At 59.8% G+C, this 17,265-nt stretch carries 15 protein-coding genes; 10 read left to right on the forward strand and 5 right to left on the reverse strand.

The genetic code is table 11. The features are described 5' to 3' along the window. Positions 1-4: 4 nt before the first annotated feature. From O5O48_RS12140 to O5O48_RS12155, 4 genes are all read left to right on the forward strand, one after another. Positions 5-274 carry a hypothetical protein gene (locus O5O48_RS12140; RefSeq protein WP_269687126.1) on the forward strand — a complete coding sequence of 90 codons (270 nt, stop codon included), beginning with the start codon at positions 5-7 and terminating at the stop codon, positions 272-274. 99 nt (positions 275-373) lie between these two features. After that, complete coding sequence (locus O5O48_RS12145; protein WP_269687127.1) at positions 374-874, forward strand: hypothetical protein; 501 nt, start codon at positions 374-376, stop codon at positions 872-874. Between the two features lies 1 nt (position 875). Continuing rightward, positions 876-1,565, forward strand: a complete 690-nt coding sequence (locus tag O5O48_RS12150; RefSeq protein WP_269687128.1) for an aspartate/glutamate racemase family protein — start codon at positions 876-878, stop codon at positions 1,563-1,565. 526 nt (positions 1,566-2,091) lie between these two features. Further along, the gene (locus O5O48_RS12155) at positions 2,092-2,703 is read left to right on the forward strand and encodes a hypothetical protein (RefSeq protein WP_269687129.1); all 612 of its coding nucleotides are present in this window, start codon (positions 2,092-2,094) and stop codon (positions 2,701-2,703) included. Between the two features lie 183 nt (positions 2,704-2,886). Here the strand turns inward: O5O48_RS12155 and O5O48_RS12160 are convergent, their stop codons facing one another. Next, the gene (locus O5O48_RS12160; protein ID WP_269687130.1) at positions 2,887-3,831 is read right to left on the reverse strand and encodes a helix-turn-helix domain-containing protein; all 945 of its coding nucleotides are present in this window, start codon (positions 3,829-3,831) and stop codon (positions 2,887-2,889) included. Positions 3,832-4,041: 210 nt separating this feature from the next. Here O5O48_RS12160 and O5O48_RS12165 point away from each other — a divergent pair, with 210 nt between their 5' ends. The 5 genes from O5O48_RS12165 (at position 4,042) to O5O48_RS12185 (ending at position 10,807) form a co-directional block, all read left to right on the forward strand. Next, a complete protein-coding gene (locus O5O48_RS12165) occupies positions 4,042-5,448 on the forward strand; it encodes an ethanolamine ammonia-lyase subunit EutB (protein WP_269687131.1) in 1,407 nt (468 codons plus the stop codon). Next, positions 5,445-6,290 (forward strand): ethanolamine ammonia-lyase subunit EutC, encoded by an 846-nt coding sequence (eutC, locus tag O5O48_RS12170; protein ID WP_269687132.1) that lies wholly within the window; start codon positions 5,445-5,447, stop codon positions 6,288-6,290. Before O5O48_RS12165 ends, eutC begins: the two co-directional genes overlap by 4 nt. Before the next feature lie 47 nt (positions 6,291-6,337). Further along, positions 6,338-7,738 carry an ethanolamine permease gene (eat, locus tag O5O48_RS12175; protein WP_269687133.1) on the forward strand — a complete coding sequence of 467 codons (1,401 nt, stop codon included), beginning with the start codon at positions 6,338-6,340 and terminating at the stop codon, positions 7,736-7,738. A gap of 166 nt (positions 7,739-7,904) precedes the next feature. Continuing rightward, a complete protein-coding gene (locus O5O48_RS12180) occupies positions 7,905-9,605 on the forward strand; it encodes a molecular chaperone HscC (RefSeq protein WP_269687134.1) in 1,701 nt (566 codons plus the stop codon). Continuing rightward, positions 9,602-10,807 (forward strand): J domain-containing protein, encoded by a 1,206-nt coding sequence (locus tag O5O48_RS12185; RefSeq protein ID WP_269687135.1) that lies wholly within the window; start codon positions 9,602-9,604, stop codon positions 10,805-10,807. The genes O5O48_RS12180 and O5O48_RS12185 overlap by 4 nt, the downstream gene beginning before the upstream one ends. Before the next feature lie 55 nt (positions 10,808-10,862). Here the strand turns inward: O5O48_RS12185 and O5O48_RS12190 are convergent, their stop codons facing one another. Then, the gene (locus O5O48_RS12190) at positions 10,863-12,194 is read right to left on the reverse strand and encodes a sensor domain-containing protein (protein ID WP_269687136.1); all 1,332 of its coding nucleotides are present in this window, start codon (positions 12,192-12,194) and stop codon (positions 10,863-10,865) included. A 208-nt stretch (positions 12,195-12,402) separates the two neighbouring features. Between O5O48_RS12190 and O5O48_RS12195 the strand changes: the two genes are divergently transcribed. Then, the gene (locus O5O48_RS12195) at positions 12,403-14,682 is read left to right on the forward strand and encodes an OsmC domain/YcaO domain-containing protein (protein ID WP_269687137.1); all 2,280 of its coding nucleotides are present in this window, start codon (positions 12,403-12,405) and stop codon (positions 14,680-14,682) included. 200 nt (positions 14,683-14,882) lie between these two features. Here O5O48_RS12195 and O5O48_RS12200 read toward each other — a convergent pair whose 3' ends face one another. The 3 genes from O5O48_RS12200 to O5O48_RS12210 all read right to left on the reverse strand — a co-directional run bounded on the left by O5O48_RS12200 (position 14,883) and on the right by O5O48_RS12210 (position 17,199). Continuing rightward, positions 14,883-15,413: an REP-associated tyrosine transposase gene (locus tag O5O48_RS12200; protein ID WP_269687138.1), complete on the reverse strand. Its 531-nt coding sequence runs from the start codon at positions 15,411-15,413 to the stop codon at positions 14,883-14,885. A gap of 130 nt (positions 15,414-15,543) precedes the next feature. Continuing rightward, positions 15,544-16,350 (reverse strand): substrate-binding periplasmic protein, encoded by an 807-nt coding sequence (locus O5O48_RS12205; protein ID WP_269687139.1) that lies wholly within the window; start codon positions 16,348-16,350, stop codon positions 15,544-15,546. Between the two features lie 147 nt (positions 16,351-16,497). Further along, positions 16,498-17,199, reverse strand: a complete 702-nt coding sequence (locus O5O48_RS12210) for an FMN-dependent NADH-azoreductase (protein WP_269687140.1) — start codon at positions 17,197-17,199, stop codon at positions 16,498-16,500. Positions 17,200-17,265: the final 66 nt, after the last annotated feature.

Genomic DNA, 17,265 nt, shown 5'->3' on the forward strand with positions numbered 1-17,265 from the left:
TATCATGAAAATAAATATGGCTCACCTACGAGAACGCGCTACAACTGGCGGCTGGATCAATTTTGCCGTCTTTGATGCAAAGTCCACTAGCGGAGATAACGACGGTCTTTTGTATCAACTTACTCAGGCTGCGCGTGCAGCTGGACTTCAAGTCGACCAGTCTGCTTTGGCGTATAGCTCAGGCGGCAGAATAAGATTTTATGGAGATAGGAATCTGGTTGCGTATTTGTCTAAAGGCTGGCGGCCTCTGTGGACACACACCATTGATGTGTAAACCTAACCAGTGGTTCTAATCATTTGCATCGGTCGTTGGGACGGCTTAAAGCCCGTCCCTTAACCAAACGTTAGCCCGCTACCACCTGGACCAACCAAATTGAAACGGGTTATCCCGTCAGTCATTCTGGCGATTCTCCTTGTTACGCTGCTGTCAGAGTTCTTCAAGGTCATTGATTTTTGCCGTGCGCCCGCAGCCTTCGCGTTGCTGGCCCATGTCTCTGCTGTCCATGATGTTGTGCTGCACCAATATGGCTTGGCCTTTCTGCTGATCAAGCTACTGGCATCGCTTGTCGTGTTTGCGTGCTGGTTCAGGGTGTTGCTGTGGCCCGAGCGGTTTGGCTGGCTGCGCTGCGGCACGTTTATCTATGCTGGCTTTCAGCTACTGGTGGGTGTGTTGGTGGTGACGGGAATAAACGGGGCGCTGCACTATGCTGCCGGCTTGCCGGTGGCACTATGGGATTTTTCGCTGCTGGTGGCAGCGGGTGCGTGGGGTGTGAGCCTGTACCTGGGGTGTGTTGTGGTTGGAGTGCCGCTGCTACTGGTTATTCTGGCGCAGCGTCATCATCGACGGAGTGTCGGGCAGCAAAGTGGAGAGTGATATGAGGACAGTCGGGTTGCTGGGTGGCATGAGTTGGGAGAGCACGGCCGGCTATTACAAGGCGATCAATGAAGGTGTCAAACAGCAGCTGGGTGGTCTGCATTCCGCCCGGATCGTGTTGTTCAGTGTCGATTTCGAGCCAATCGAGCGGTTGCAGCGTGAGGGCGACTGGGAGGGTGCGGCGCGGGTGCTGTCTGAAGCAGCCCGGAAGATTGAAGGGGCCGGGGCTGATTTTCTGTTGATCTGTACCAACACCATGCACAAGGTGGCACCGCAGATTCAGAGTGCTATCGGCATCCCGTTGCTACACATTGCCGATGCGACCGCAGACGTGCTGGTCAGCAACCAGGTGAAAAAGGTCGGCCTGCTCGGCACGGCGTTCACCATGGAGCAGGACTTTTACAAGGGCAGGCTTCAGGAGCAGTTCGGCATCGAGGTAATCGTGCCCACAGCGGACGACCGCCGCATCGTGCATTCGGTTATTTATGCGGAGCTGTGCCTGGGCACAATCACTCCGGAGTCAAAGGCCGAGTTTCTGCGCATTATCGACGGGTTGTTTGCGAGCGGGGCAGAGGGGGTGATTCTCGGCTGCACCGAAATCAGCATGCTGGTCACGCAGGCTGATACCGCGGTGCCGCTTTATGACACTACCCGGATTCACGCAGACAGGGCGGTTGCCGAGCTGATCTAGAGCCCGGTAAATCAGTCGCTGCTGCTGGCCAAGCCACCTCTGGTCGTGCGTTAAGCTCGTCATCGTTAACGTCAGAGCCAGCAGAGGCTTTGTTGTTATCTCGATGAACGCCACCGGACAGAAAATCGTGCTTTACCTGTATCGGTGATGCGGTTACCTTGCGGATGTGGCAATAAGCCAGTTCGCAAAGGCCCAAGGATGGCGCAGATATCATTTCCAGGCAGTTCTGCTGTCGGATCATCTTCTTATCATCGGTCGCATCTGCTGCCCGGTGGTTTTGGCGGCCGTGCCTCGGGCGCCGGTACATGCTTTATCCCCTTGTATTTTCTTGCTCGCCTGGCACTGGTGCGCTTTGTCGTCGCTCGTGTGTGCCAGGAGCGGCCACTCGAATGGGTGTGGTCCTCATGCCGATTCACTTGTACGCGTGAAGGGAGGGCTGGCGAAAGAAACAGACAGAGCAGCTGTTAGGTTACGTCATTGGGTGTGGCGTAAAGGGAAGTGAAAAATACAACAAGAAAGAGGCCGTATGAATTCCATTAGATTGATGTTTTCCCTGTTTTTAATTGCATTTCTGTCGGGCTGTATGACGACCAAATCCTACGTCGACCCCACCTATGGGAAGACTGCTTATAGCGACATCAAGTCGGTTGCAACGCCATACAACTCAAACGTCAGTGTCGAGTTTCGGCGCAACGGTACTCACTTTGCTCGTGCCGATTCAGAATTGCGCGGCCATGTAGAGCGAACCTTGCGTGCCTCCGGCGTGGTTGTACCGGGCGCAGCAGGCGCCAACTACAGCATCCGTGTCATTGTGAACAATGTGGGTAACGTCAGTGGCGCAGCTGCCAAGGGCTTTGCTACCGGTCTGACGCTGGGTGCCGCGGGCTCGCTGGTTACCGATTACTACGAAGCAACCATCGAGCTTGTGGATGCGGATGGCAATACCCACTCCGGTTCATACAAGCATGCGCTGCATACGACCATTGGCAATAAGCGTGCGCCCTTCAACACGCAACCGACAACGCCGGCAGATGCGTTCGGTCGTGTTGTTGAGCAAACGGTTCTGAATTTCATTAAAGAGATGCAGGAACAAGGGCTGCTGAGCTTCTGCGAGCCGGTACTTCCAGCTCGCGCCTGATACCGCCTTGCTGACTGCGGTCGGGCCGGACTCTGCTTCCCGGCCGCAGATTAGGGAGTTGGTATGAGATTGAGGGCATTGTATGCCGCGTCGCCCCTGGCGATGTTTATGCTTTTTTGTGTCTGGTGGCTCACTGATTGGCGCTTGGAAGGCGAGCCTGCGCAGCACTGACCGTCAACTCGGTTAGCGACTCCTTCTCACCGTCTCCGACGGATTCTCACCAAACAACGCTTTGTAATCCCGGGCAAACTGCCCCGGATGCCAGAAGCCGCTGTCTGCCGCGATGACGGCGATAGGGCTGGTTTGTTGCGGGTCGCTGAGGGCGCGGCGAACGCGGTTGAGGCGGGCGCTGCGCAGGAACTGCAGCGGGCTGATGCCAAGAATGCTCTCGAAGCTGTATTGCAAGGTGCGACGGCTGACGTGTACGCGCTCGCACAGCTCGGGAATGCTCAGCGGGGCTTCCGGGTGTTCGGCCAGATAGGCTTTCACTTGCTCGACTACCTTGCGCCGATGCGCGTAGCTGGGCGCTGCGGCCGGTTGGGCGGCGTTGGCGACCAGTTCCAGCAGGGCCTGGCTGGCGAGTTGCTTCTGGTGTTCACTATCGAGTCCGAGGGCGCCGCGGTAGAGCACTTGCTCCAGCAGGCCGCGAACCTGGTCGAGCTGCTCCTGCGGTACGGTCAGACGCGGGCTGTGTTCGAGTGATTTCAGATCCAGCGCGCGCTCTTCGCGCTCGGCGGCGCGCAGTAGCATTTCTTCCTTGATGACGATGCCGTAGATGTCGAAGGCATCGGGGGTCATCAATTCAAAGTCGCGGCTGCCGGGGCGGCACATCAGTTGATCACTGCCGACCTCAAGACCGTTAATGCGGCAGTCTGCCGCGCGGGCGGGGATACCCAGCCAGAGCGCATCCTTCCAGACGTTGCACTGCTGGCGCAGCGCACGGTTGGTGTGCTCCTTGAACAGTTGGCAGCCGTCCAGCGCCACTTCATCTATTCGCCCATAGAAGCGCCCGCCGCCCAACTGGTCATATTCCTGCTGCCAGTTGGTCAGGTTGTGGGCGTGTTCGTCGGCGTCCTGTGCCTCACGTGTGCTCCTTGCTGGTGCGTTGTGCTCCGTTATGGGCTGCATTGGCGAGCGCTCGCGTGTTCAGTTGGCGGCATCCTAACGCAGGATGCTCGGGTGGAATATGCCTCAAAGGGCTTCAGTGGGCCGCCTGGGGCACTTTTGCCAAATCTTGATAGCCCGCTGGAACAGGCATCGCATCTGTTTCAGGCATCTTCCGCTGCTTCGCGTGACTTGCGCGACATTCGCAGCAATTTGCATGCCTGAGGTAACACGATGACGCATTCCTACCGCTATACGCTGGGCAGCCGAACCTTCGGCTTCCGCGATCTGGCCGAGTTGATGGCCAAGGCGACTCCACAGCGCTCCGGTGATCGACTGGCCGGGGTTATTGCGCTGTCTGCCGAGGAGCGCGCGGTCGCGCAGATGGCGCTGGCCGAGGTACCACTGAAGACCTTCCTGAACGAAGCGCTGGTGCCCTATGAAGCGGACGAGATCACTCGGTTGATTATCGACGAGCATGAGCCGGCGGCGTTTGCGCCCATATCGCACCTGACCGTCGGGGACTTTCGCAACTGGCTGCTGAGCGACCACGCGACCCCGGAGGTATTGCAGTCGATCCGTGCGGGCGTGACGCCGGAGATGGCGGCGGCGGTGAGCAAGATCATGCGCAATCAGGATCTGATTCTGGTCGCCAGGAAGTGCCATGTGACCACCGCGTTTCGCAACACCATCGGATTGCCCGGTCGGCTGTCGACCCGCTTGCAGCCAAATCACCCGACCGATGATGTCAACGGCATCGCTGCCAGCATTCTCGATGGGCTGCTCTACGGTAACGGTGATGCGGTGATTGGTATCAACCCTGCTACCGACAACGTGGCGCAGGCCATCAAATTGATGAAGCTGATGGGCGAGGTGATCGAGAAGTATGAGATCCCGACCCAATCCTGCGTACTGACCCATGTGACCAATACCATCGAGTGCATCGAGGCCGGGGCGCCGGTTGATCTGGTGTTCCAGTCGATCGGTGGCACCGAGGGAACGAACACTAGCTTCGGTTTCAACCTGGCTACCCTGGCCGAAGCGCAGCAGGCGGCGTTGAGCCTGAAGCGCGGTACGGTGGGCAACAACGTGATGTATTTCGAGACGGGGCAGGGCAGTGCGCTGTCGGCCAACGCGCATCATGGTCTGGACCAGCAGACCTGCGAGGCCCGCGCGTATGCAGTCGCGCGCAAGTTCAAGCCGCTGCTGGTCAACACTGTGGTCGGTTTTATTGGCCCGGAGTACCTGTTCGACGGCAAGGAAATCATTCGGGCCGGGCTGGAAGATCACTTCTGCGCCAAGCTGCTCGGCGTGCCGATGGGCTGCGATGTCTGTTACACCAACCACGCCGAAGCGGATCAAAACGACATGGACAACCTGCTGACCCTGCTGGGCGTGGCGGGCTGCTCCTTCGTGATGGGCATCCCCGGCTCGGACGACATCATGCTCAATTACCAGACCACTTCATTCCATGACGCGCTGTATGCGCGCCGTGCGCTGGGGCTGCGGCCATCGCCGGAGTTTGAGCAGTGGCTGATCCGCATGCAGATCATGCGCGATGCCGACCGTCACATTCTGCACGACGCGCTGCCTGAGCCCTTTGCCCGCTCACTGAAGGCGTTGCCGGGAGGCAGAGCATGAGTTCGTCAAATGACAAAACCCGCAACCAGCCCGGTGCGGTGGTCGAGAACCCCTGGCGTCGCCTGCGCGAATTTACCGATGCGCGTATTGGCTTAGGGCGCGCAGGGATCAGCCTGCCGACCAGCGAGCTGCTGGCGTTCCAGCTGTCCCACGCGCAGGCCCGCGACGCGGTGCATCTGCCGCTGGATATCGACGCCCTTTGCAGTGAGCTGGCTGCTGACCCGCAGTTGGCTGCGCTGGGTGAGCCGATTCGCCTGCACAGTCAGGCGACTGATCGCATGACCTATCTGCAGCGTCCGGATCTGGGCCGTCTGCTGGACGACGCCTCGCGTGAGCAACTGATCAAACTGGGCTGCGAGCAGCCGAGCGATCTGGCCATCGTGATCGTGGACGGCCTGTCATCCCGCGCGATTGCGCAGAACGCGGTGCCGTTTCTGCAGCGCTTTATGGGCTTGCTCGCCAGCGAGTTACCGGAGTGCTCACTGGCGCCGCTGACCATCGTTGAGCAGGGCCGCGTTGCCGTTGGTGATGACGTGGGCGCGCTGCTCAACGCCCGCGCGGTATTGCTGCTGATTGGTGAGCGTCCGGGTCTGAGTTCGCCGGACAGCCTTGGGCTGTACCTGACCTGGTCGCCCAAACCGGGGCTGACCGATGCATCACGCAACTGCATTTCCAACGTGCGGCCGGCAGGGCTGCCGCATGTCGAGGGGGCCAAGCGGGCGCTGTATCTGCTGCGCGAGGCGCAGCGGCTGAAGCTCTCGGGGGTCAACCTCAAGGACCGCACCGAAGACGCGGTGATCGAGCACGGCGGCAGCGGTCGCAATTTTCTGGTTTCCGAGTGACGTCGGGGAGGCGTCATTCACAACTGCAACACCACTGAGGATCTCTCATGTCTAACGACCATCAGGCGTACCTTGCCAAACGGCAACTCAAGCGCGGGACTGCGGGCTGGATTCTGCTCGCCGGGCTCGGCGTCTCTTATGTTATTTCCGGTGATTTTGCCGGCTGGAACTTCGGCATCGCGCAGGCGGGCTGGGCGGGCTTTGCGATTGCCGCAGTGCTCATGGGGTTGATGTATCTGACCCTGGTACTGTCGCTGGCGGAAATGTCCGCGGCCATTCCGGCTGCGGGTGGTGGTTACAGCTTTGCCCGGCAGGCGATGGGACCGACCGGGGGCTTTCTGACCGGGCTTGCGGTGTTGATCGAATATGCGCTGGCTCCGGCGGCCATCGTTATCTTCATTGGTTCGGCGGTGGAAGCGCTGCTCGGTTTCAACGGGCCGTGGGTCTACGCAATCTTCTATCTGGTGTTCGTCGGCATTCACCTGGCGGGCGTGGGTGAAGCGTTGAAAGTGATGATGGTAATCAGCGGTCTGGCGGTCTTCGCCATCGTGGCTACCGGTGTGGCGCTGGTCATGCACTTCGATATCAACAACCTGTTCGACATCGCCATGACCGACGCCAACGGTGCCAGCGAGCTGCTGCCGCTGGGCTGGTACGGCGTGTGGGCGGCACTGCCGTTCGCCATGTGGCTGTTCCTGGCGGTTGAAGGTGTGCCGCTGGCAGCTGAAGAAGCCAAGGACCCGGGCAAGGACGTGCCCAAGGGCATTATCGGTGCCATGCTCTTCCTGCTGTTCACTGCGCTGATGGTGGTGGTGCTGGTGCCCGGCGCCGCAGGGGCGCAAGCCATGGGCGAAAGCGCGGTACCGCTGGTGGATGCGCTGAACGCAACCGGTAACACCAGTCTGGCGACACTGGTCAACGTGCTGGGTCTGGCCGGTCTGGTGGCGTCGTTCTTCTCGATCATCTACGGCTACAGCCGTCTGGTGTTTGCTCTGTCACGTGCCGGTTATTTGCCCAAGTCGCTGTCACTGACCACCGATCGCAAGGTGCCGGCCCGCGCACTGATTGTGCCGGGTATCTTCGGCTTTATCGCCTCGCTGAGCGGTGAGGGTGATCTGATGCTGGCGATGGCTGTTGTCGGTGCGACCGTGTCCTACGCACTGATGGCGCTCAGTCACATCCTGCTGCGCATCAAACAGCCAGAGCTGCCACGCCCCTACAAGACCCCGGGCGGCGTGGTGACCTCGGGTATCGCGCTGGTGCTGTCACTGATTGCACTGACCGGCGTCTACGCTTTCGATCCGCGTGCGTTCTTCTTCACCATGGGCCTGTTCGTGATCGGTGCTGCGTACTACTTCGGCTACAGCCGCAAGCATCTGGTTGCCAAGTCCGCCGACGAAGAGTTTGCCATGCTGGCCGAGGCAGAATCGGATCTGGCTGCTGCCTGATTCAAGTCTGCACAGCAACACAAAGGCCGCCTCGGGCGGCCTTTGTGTTTTGTGTTGTGCTGTCTGGTTGGAATCGCCTATTGGCCAAAGGCCATTTCTGGTCTGTTCCTGCTGTGATTGCTCTGTATATACTGGCCGCAAAAAAGCCGACAGAAGGAATTGGGGCATGGCCGTCGTAGGGATAGATCTGGGCACCACAAACAGCCTGATCAGTGTTTGGCGTGACGACAAGAGCATCATCATTCCCAACGCGCTGGGTGAATTGCTGACACCCTCGGTAGTCAGCGTAGATGATGATGGCATGGTCACGGTTGGTCGTGCTGCGAAGGACCGGCTGGTTACCCATCCTGAAAAAACGGCTGCACAGTTCAAGCGTCTCATGGGTACCAGTGAGAGGATCAGGCTGGGCAATCGCCAGTTCAGCGCCGAGGAACTCTCTGCGCTGGTACTCAAGCAGCTCAAGGCGGATGCCGAGGTATACCTCGGTGAGCCCGTTGACGAGGCAATCATCAGCGTTCCCGCTTATTTCAACAATCATCAGCGTACTGCCACCCTGAATGCTGCTCGCCTTGCCGGACTCAAGGCAGAGCGACTGATCAATGAGCCAACCGCCGCGGCACTGGCGTACGGTATTCAGGAAAACGAAGAGGAATGCCGTTTTATCGTCATTGACCTGGGCGGCGGAACGCTCGACGTTTCCATTCTGGAAAAATTCGAAGACCTGCTTGAGGTGCATGCCACCAGTGGTGACAGTTTTCTGGGGGGCGAGGATTTTACTGCGGCCATGCTTGGTGCCGTCTGTGAGCAAATCGGCTGCGAGCGCCAAAGTCTGAGCAGGGAAGATCGTGCACATCTGTATCGCGTTTGTGACGAAGCCAAAAAAGCCCTGGCCGAGCAGCACGAGGTGCTGATGACGCTCAGTCTGGCTGGCAAGGAACACAGTCTCACATTTACGCGTGACGCCTTTGTTCAGGCGTGCATTGTGCTGCTGGAGCGGATCCGGGGGCCAATCGAGCGCGCGGTGCTCGATGCCGGCATGAGCCGCGATGATTTTGACGAGGTCATCCTGGTTGGCGGCGCCACCCGCATGCCTGTCGTGCGCAGTCATGTGGGACGGCTGTTCGGCCGTATACCGGCCATCACCATCGACCCCGACCTTGTTGTTGCCATGGGGGCGGCGGTGCAGGCTGCCCTGAAGGAGCGTGACGCCGGTCTGCGCGACACGGTGCTGACGGATGTGTGTCCGTTTTCACTGGGTATCGAGATCGCCAAGGATATTGGCGGCGAGCGTGCGCATGGATTTTTCAGCGTGATCATTCCGCGTAACACGGTCATCCCGACCAGTCGGGTGGATCGCTACTACACCGTTGCCGACAATCAGAGGGTGGTGAACCTGTCGGTGTTTCAGGGCGAACAGCGGATGGTGCGCAACAACATCAAGATTGGCGAATTGGCGGTTCAGCTTCCTGGCGGCAGGGCCGGCGAGGAGTCGGTTGATGTGCGCTTTACCTACGACATCAATGGTGTACTCGAAGTGGAGGCGGTGGTCGTCAGTACCGGCGTTCGGAGCACGCTGGTGATTCAGAACACCACCAGCGAACTGGACGAGAAGACGCTGGAGCGGCTGCTCAAGGAGATGGAAAAACTCAAGTTTCACCCTCGTGAGGACAGCGCCAACATTGCCTTGATGGGTGAAGCAGAGAGGATGTGGGCAGAGACGCTTGGTGAGGAACGCCGCTATCTTGAGGAGTTGATTGAGTATTTCGAGGCGGCCATGGACTCACAGGATTTACAGCGCTGCGCTGCTGCCCGTGACGCCGTTGGCCAGAAACTGGCGGAGCTGCGTAACAGCCGGGGGCGCTGGTGAGCTGCTGGGTGACGCTGGGCGTCGAACCCTACAGCGATCTGCGCACCATCAAGCGGGCCTACGCCCGGTTGTTGAAGGATGTGCATCCGGAGGAGCGACCGGCCGAGTTCATGGCGCTGCGAGAAGCCTATGAGCGGGCGTCGGTAATGAGTGCCCGGGAAGCTGCGCGCACAGGCCCTCGGGAGCCCGAGCCGGGCCCGGCTCCCGCGGAGCAGCTTGAGGCAGCGGCGGCGTCACCTGATGTGCACGAGCCGGATCCGGCCCTTTTGGAGGCGCTGCGTGTGCAGCGCGAGCAGGAGCAGGAAGAGGCCGACGCTCGGCAGCGCTTCAATCTGCGTATGCAGGCGCTGGCTGATGCTTTCATTGAAGTGCTCGACGACCCCCAGCGCCGCGCCGATCCAGCAATTTGGCAGGCGCTGCTGAGTACACCGGAGCTGAGCAATCTGGACATCCGGTTGCGTCATGGCGCCAACCTTCTTCCGGCAGTCATTGATCTGCTGGAAGCGCCGGAACAATCGCTGTTGCCGCCCGGCGTTCTGGTGCTTCTTGATGACAGCTTTCACTGGACTCAGGACCAGAACATCAATTGGCCGGTGAGTGAGGAGTCAATGCAGCGGCTGTGTCTGCTGGTTGGTGCAGCGCACAGAAGTATTGCAAGTGCTCCTCCGCGCACGGGGTGGGGGTGGTTTTTCAGTTCCATGTTCCGTCCCGACGGGCGCCTGAGTCGAACCGAGTTTTTCACTGGAATGACGCTATTGCTCCCCGCGGCATTTTTGGTTGCGTTCGCGATGGCTATCCTGCTGCCACAGCAATTGAGAGACGCTGTGATTATCGTGATTTGGCTGGTGGCGGTTTACGCTGTTGTCATCGCACTTATCAAGCGTATCAGGGACTCCGGAACCAATATCTATATTGCGCTTGTGCTGGGTATCGCGTTTCCGGTGATGAACCTGCTGTATATCTTTGGCAACTCAAGAGATCCAGTATCGACACCGGGCAATCCAAGGGCGCGTTTTGTTGATCCCTATGTGATGGCGGCTCATTCATTGTTTCGCAGCGGCTTTCGTTATGGAATCCAGCAACGGGTTCGCCGGTTTTTTCTCAGCATGAAGCCCTCGCTGGCATGGAGCCTGATTCTGCTGCCTGTTGCTGTCGCGGGTTTGCTTACCGTGGCGACCTTATTGGGCGCCAAGTTTTTCTGAACCGGGCAGCCGTCTGCGCAAACGGGTGGCTGTGATACTTCGCACGTTTGGATCTTCAGACGGCGTCGTCCGAGAGGAAAAAGGCGTAACCCGCGCCACCGCTGCGTTTGGCTGCGTACATGGCGTTGTCGGCGCGGTGCATCAGCCGACGTTGGCTGTCGCCATGTTCTGGATAGACGGCGATACCGACGCTCGGTGTGCAGGTCAGGGTATGGCCTTCAATCAGGAAGGGTGCGCTCAGATTGCCGAGGATTTTTCCCGCGACGGTTGCGGCATCCTGTTGCTCTCGGATGCCGTCGAGTACTACTGCAAATTCGTCGCCGCCCAGTCGGCCGCAGCTGTCGGATTCGCGCACGCTCTGGCGCAATCTGTGGGCTACCTGTTGCAGCAGATGGTCGCCAACGGCATGGCCGTAGGTGTCATTGATCTGTTTGAAACTGTCCAGATCCAGATACAGCACGGCCAGTCGTCCATTGTTGCGCTCCGCTCGCTGCAGGCCAGTTTGCAGTCGGTCCATCAGCAGGGCGCGGTTGGGTAGCCTGGTCAGTTGATCGTGCTGCGCCAGAAAGGAAAGCCGGGTGTGGGCCTGGTGTCGGCTGATCGCGGTCGCCAGCTGGCTGGCAACGAATTGCAGAAAGGATATATCACGTTCGTCGAAGCCGTTATTTGCAGGCTGGTGGTGGACGATAAGGGCGCCGATAGGGGTCGTGTCGTTCAGAAGAGGCACGCAGAGCGGGTTCTCGGGCGCATCTGGAGCGCTCGCCGGGGTGTCATAGTGCTGTGGGCGTATCATTGGGGCCAGAGACGGGTGGGCTGCAAGCGGCCCCTGCGCGGGGGGCGGCAGGTCTTCACCGGCGTGGTAGGGGAAGGTCAGCTGATCTGCCTCGGCGTCATAGAGTGCAACAGTAAGCGTCCTGGTCGGCAAGTGCTGGTTAATCAGGTCGTACATGCGCTGGTAGAGCATCGGCAATGTTTCTGCCGAGTGCACCGCGGCAGAAACCGCATAGACGGCGGCTTGTCTGGCCTCGGCCTGTTTTCGCCTGGTGATGTCGCGGGCAACGCCAACACGCACCTGCTCGGCCTCGAACCACTGGGCCGACCACATGATGTGGACGATATGGCCCTGCTTGTGAATGTAGCGGTTTTCGTGGTCAGCCGAGGGCTTCCCTGCGGTAATCTGTCGGGCAAGCTGGCGGGTGGCTTCCCGGTCATCGGGATGCATCAGCTCAAACGTGGTGCGGCCTATCAGTTCTTCGGGCGAATAGCCGAAAACCCGTTTGCTGGCTGCGCTAACGGATAAAAAGCGTCCTTCCTTGTCTACGACGCAAACGACATCCAGCAGCAAATCCAGTAGCTTGTCGTGAGGAATCAGGGGTGCTGGGTTCATGCCGCTCAATATAGTGGCAGAGTGCCTCGGCTCGCTACCGCGCGCCGATGTTTTTTTCGGTCTGCCTTCTGGCGACCGGCTGCGAGCGTGTCTGGGAGCCGGCCGCGCGACCAGTGGTCCGCTGCGTCGTCGAGTGCGACATGACATTCGCGGTAAAAGCCGGATAATGGCCGGCTGTTCAATTCGCCCCTCAAACGCTGGTGCATGCATGGAAATCAAGGTCAACTTTCTCGACAACCTGCGACTTGAAGCCAAATTCGATGACTTCACGGTGGTGGCTGACCAGCCGATTCGCTACAAGGGCGATGGCTCCGCGCCGGGGCCGTTTGATTACTTTCTGGCGTCGTCGGCGCTGTGCGCGGCGTATTTCGTCAAGCTGTACTGCAACACCCGCAATATCCCGACGGACAACATTCGCTTGTCGCAGAACAACATCGTTGACCCGGAAGATCGCTACAAGCAGATCTTCAAGATTCAGGTTGAGCTGCCCGCCGATATTTCCGAGAAGGACCGCCTTGGCATCCTGCGTTCAATTGAACGCTGCACGGTCAAGAAGGTAGTGCAGACCGGCCCGGACTTTGTCATCGAAGAGGTCGAAAATCTGGACGCCGACGCCCAGTCGCTGCTGATGCCGGTGCAGACCGTGGGTGAGGGCACGCGGATTCTTGGCAAGGACCTGCCGCTGGAACAGACCATCGCCAACATGTCCGGCATTCTCGCCGGGCTGGGCATGAAGATCGAAATCGCCTCCTGGCGCAACATCGTGCCCAACGTCTGGTCGCTGCATATCCGCGATGCGCAGTCGCCGCTGTGCTTTACCAACGGCAAGGGCGCGACCAAGGAGGCGGCGCTGGCCTCGGCACTGGGCGAGTTCATCGAGCGGCTGAACTGCAACTTCTTCTATAACGACCAGTTCTGGGGCGAAGACATCGCCAATGCCGAGTTCGTCCACTATCCGAACGAGCGCTGGTTCAAGGTCGGACGCAATGATGCGCTGCCCACGGGGCTGCTCGATTCCCATTGTCTGGCGATCTACAACCCGGAAGGCGAACTGCGCGGCTCGCACCTGATCGACACCAACTCCGGCAACGCCGAGCGTGGCATCTGCGCGCTGCCGTTCGTGCGGCAGTCTGACGGCAAGGAGGTGTACTTTCCCTCCAATCTGATCGAAAACCTGTTCCTCAGCAACGGCATGAGCGCGGGCAATACCCTGGCCGAAGCGCAGGTGCAGTGTTTGTCGGAGATCTTTGAGCGGGCGGTCAAGCGCGAGATTCTGGAAGGTGAGCTGGCGCTGCCGGATGTGCCGGATTCTGTGCTGGCGAAGTATCCGGGCATTGTTGCCGGCATCAAGGGGCTGGAAGAGCAGGGCTTCCAGGTCCTGGTGAAGGACGCTTCGCTCGGCGGCCGCTTTCCGGTCATGTGCGTGACGCTGATGAACCCGCGCACTGGCGGTGTGTTTGCCTCCTTTGGCGCGCACCCGAGCCTCGAAGTGGCACTGGAGCGCAGCCTCACCGAGCTGCTGCAGGGGCGCAGCTTTGAAGGGTTGAACGACCTGCCGCAGCCGACCTTCGAGTCTCAGGCGGTGACCGAGCCGAACAACTTTGTTGAGCACTTTATCGACTCCAGCGGTGTGGTGTCCTGGCGCTTCTTCAGCGCCAAACCCGACTACGATTTTGTCGAGTGGGACTTCTCCGGTGAGGGCGCAAACTCCAACCAGCAGGAAGCGGACACCCTGTTCGGCATCCTCAAGGACATCGGCAAGGAAGCCTATATGGCGACCTACACCGATCTGGGTGCCAACGCCTGCCGGATTCTGGTGCCGGACTATTCCGAGATTTATCCGGTCGAGGATCTGATCTGGGACAACACCAACAAGGCGCTGCTGTTCCGCGAAGACATTCTCAATCTGCACAGCCTGAGTGATGAGCAGTTGCAGGGTCTGGTCGAGCGGCTGGAAGAAAGCGAGCTGGATGACTACACCGACATCAAGACGCTGATCGGCATCGAGTTCGACGACAACACCACCTGGGGTCAATTGACCATTCTTGAGCTGAAGCTGCTGATCTATCTGGCGCTGGAGCGCTTCGAGGACGCCAAGGAGCAGGTCGAAGCCTTTCTGCAGTTCAACGACAACACCGTCGAGCGCGGTCTGTTCTATCAGGCGGTCAACGTGGTGTTGGAAGTGCTGCTGGACGAGGAGCTTGAACTGGCCGATTTTGAGCCCAACTTCCGGCGCATGTTCGGCAACGAGCGGATGGACGCGGTGATCGGCTCGGTCGACGGCAGCGTGCGCTTCTACGGCCTGACGCCGACCAGCATGAAGCTGGAAGGGCTGGACCGCCACCTGCGCCTGATCGACAGTTACAAAAAGCTCCACGCCGCGCGGGCCAAGGCGGCGGCCAGCGTCGCCCGCAATGACGACGCCACAGCCAAACCCATCCTGCAACCCTCCCGCACGCGCTCCGCCGCCTGGCGCAAAAACCCGTAGGGCATGAACGATGTCGGGGCCACGTCGGTGGCCAACGCTGAGCGCTGACCATCCTACACGTAGGGCGGACAAAGCCGCAGGCGTGTCCGCGCGCAAGGCGCCACGCTACCACTCTGCAGCCAATGCTACGCTGAGATAGCGATGTCTGGGCCACTTCGGTGGCCAACGCTGCGCGCTGACCACCCTACGGCTGGGGTGCTTCACTCGCCGAATTGGATGCTTTGCTCGTTTGGTGCATCGCCCCAATCCGCCGGATAGATACCGGCGGCAACCGCGCGGTGAAAGCTTGAGTAGGGCCAGTCTGCCAGCCGGGTTACATGCCCGTGTTTTATCGGGTTGTAATGGATGTAATCGATGTGCCGCGCATAATCTCGCTCATCACGAATCAGGTGCTCCCAATAACGTCGTTGCCAAATGCCGCGCTCCCGTCGGCGCTGCCGCCTGCTGCTTATGGGCTCATTCTTCGGTAGGCGACTGGAAACCCCATGCTTTATCAACTGCCAGCACAGGGCATAGTTTGCGTCACCGGGTGGTAGCGTCCACACGCAATGCATGTGTTCGGGCAGCACCACCCAAGAATCGATATCAAAGGGCAGGCGGGCCTTGGTGCGGCGCACGCACTCTCGCAGCAGGTCAATCTCACGCACCAGCAGATCGCTCTTGCGGTCGTGCAGGGTGACGGTGAAGAAGTAGCTGGCGCCCGGGGCGCGTGCGCGGCGGTAGCGGGGCATGGGCTGATGGTTCCCTGATGGCGACGCTTTACCCTGGGCCAGCGGCGCTCAGCGGCCAATCAGTTCAGAGCGGGGATGTGATGCGTTCGGGGTTTGCCGGGGCCGATTCTGTGGCCTGTTGGTGCTGGCTTCAGGGCCTGAGGTAGCGGGAGACAATGCGCTGGTAACTGCCATCACTGACCAACTCACGTATGGCTGCAGCGTAGGCGTAGACGAAATTCTGATCATTGCTGCGCTTGCTGAAAGCTACTTCGGCGGCGTCGGCAGAGACGACCACGTCGGTGGCCGTGATCAGGCGGCTAAGCCCCAGTTGTCTGATTTCCCAGGCGCCGGTGTGTTCGTCGGCGATGACTCCGTCGATGCGGCCCTTACTGATCATGTTCCAGAGGTTTGAGCGGTTGTTGACCATGAGCACCCTATCGGCGTAGCTCGGATCGCTCATCAATAGCGCATAATCCGGGCCGTATTGAACGTCGATTTGTGCGCCAAGGCGAAAGGGCAGGTCGGACAGCTCGGGTAATCGCGTTATTGGCCAGCGTTCAATGACGTCCTGGCGAGCGAACAGGATGTTGCGAGAGGGTGGCAGTACGGCGCCGGAAAAGTGCGCATACGCTTCGCGCTCCGGAAGTCTAAAGGCGCCGGGCAGGATATCGAGGCGGCCAAGTTCGAGTTCTTTCAATGCCCGTGCCCAGGGCAGCTTGCGTAATCTTGTTTTGCAGCCGAGCCGCTCCATTGCAGCGTCGTTCAGTTCAACGTAAATACCACCGACACTGCCGTCTGGCAGCTCCATGCTCAGCGGTGGATCGTCATTCCAGCGCAGGGTTTTCTCGCAGGGTGGCTCGGCCATCGCCGGTGCGCTGAGCAACAGCAACAGGCCAAGCCACAGGCTGCGTTGAGCCATCTTGGGCTTATGCTGACTGGCTGGAATCTGCTGCATCCGTTTCTCGATATTCAATGGCCGATTTTGGCAGTCTAACAGCACCAGCCCCGGGTGCGAAAAGGGGGCTGAGCGGACAAATTTCACGGTACGACAGGATTGCCCGCGCGGCCATTGCGCTGTGCTGAAACGACGCACCGCTGCCTGTCAGGCCGGTTCAGCGATCAGTTCCGGTCCTGGTGCCCGGCTCAGGCCCTGCACCAGCGCGTCGATCTGGCGCTGCGCAAGCGCCACCGAGTTGGCCAGCACCTCACCGCCGATCTCCTGGCCCTCAATCGCAATCTGATGCACCTGATTGATACCGATAAAGTTGAGGGCGGTAATCAGGGCTGGCTCGAGGTGATTTAGCGCTTCCAGTTCACCCCCGGGGCCGAAGCCGATACCGCCGCGGGCAGTGAGAATAACGGCGTGGCGTGGACGATCTGCCAGCAGCGGGGTGTACGGATCGTCCGGGTTGCTGGTGTCGATATCGACTGTTTTACCCGGACGTACGATCTGGTCGATCCAGGCTTTCAGTGCGGCGGGCATGCCGAAGTTGTAAAGCGGAACGCCGATGACCAGGATGTCGGCGGCGATCAGTTCATCGGCAAGCTGGTTACTTTCAGCCAGGGTGTCATGCATCCAGGGGTCACGTTGTGCCTCAGGCGTGAAGCTGGCCGCGATCCAGTCGTGGCTGATAAAGGCGGGCGGATTCTGGCCGATGTCGCGGTAGGTGACCGTGTCGTCCGGTCGCTGGGCCAGCCACTGGCTGACAAAGCGCTGGCTGAGATTGCGGCTGTGCGAGCCGTGCAGGTCCTTGCCGGCAAGGCCGGGGCGGGCGCTGACGTCGAGCTGAAGAATGTGCGGCATGGTAAGTCTCCTGAAGTTGAATTCATCTGAAAATGGCAGCAGACTCAGCCTAAGTTCGCCTGTTCA

Source organism: Halopseudomonas sp. MFKK-1 (assembly GCF_027474385.1).
Lineage (GTDB): Bacteria > Pseudomonadota > Gammaproteobacteria > Pseudomonadales > Pseudomonadaceae > Halopseudomonas > Halopseudomonas aestusnigri.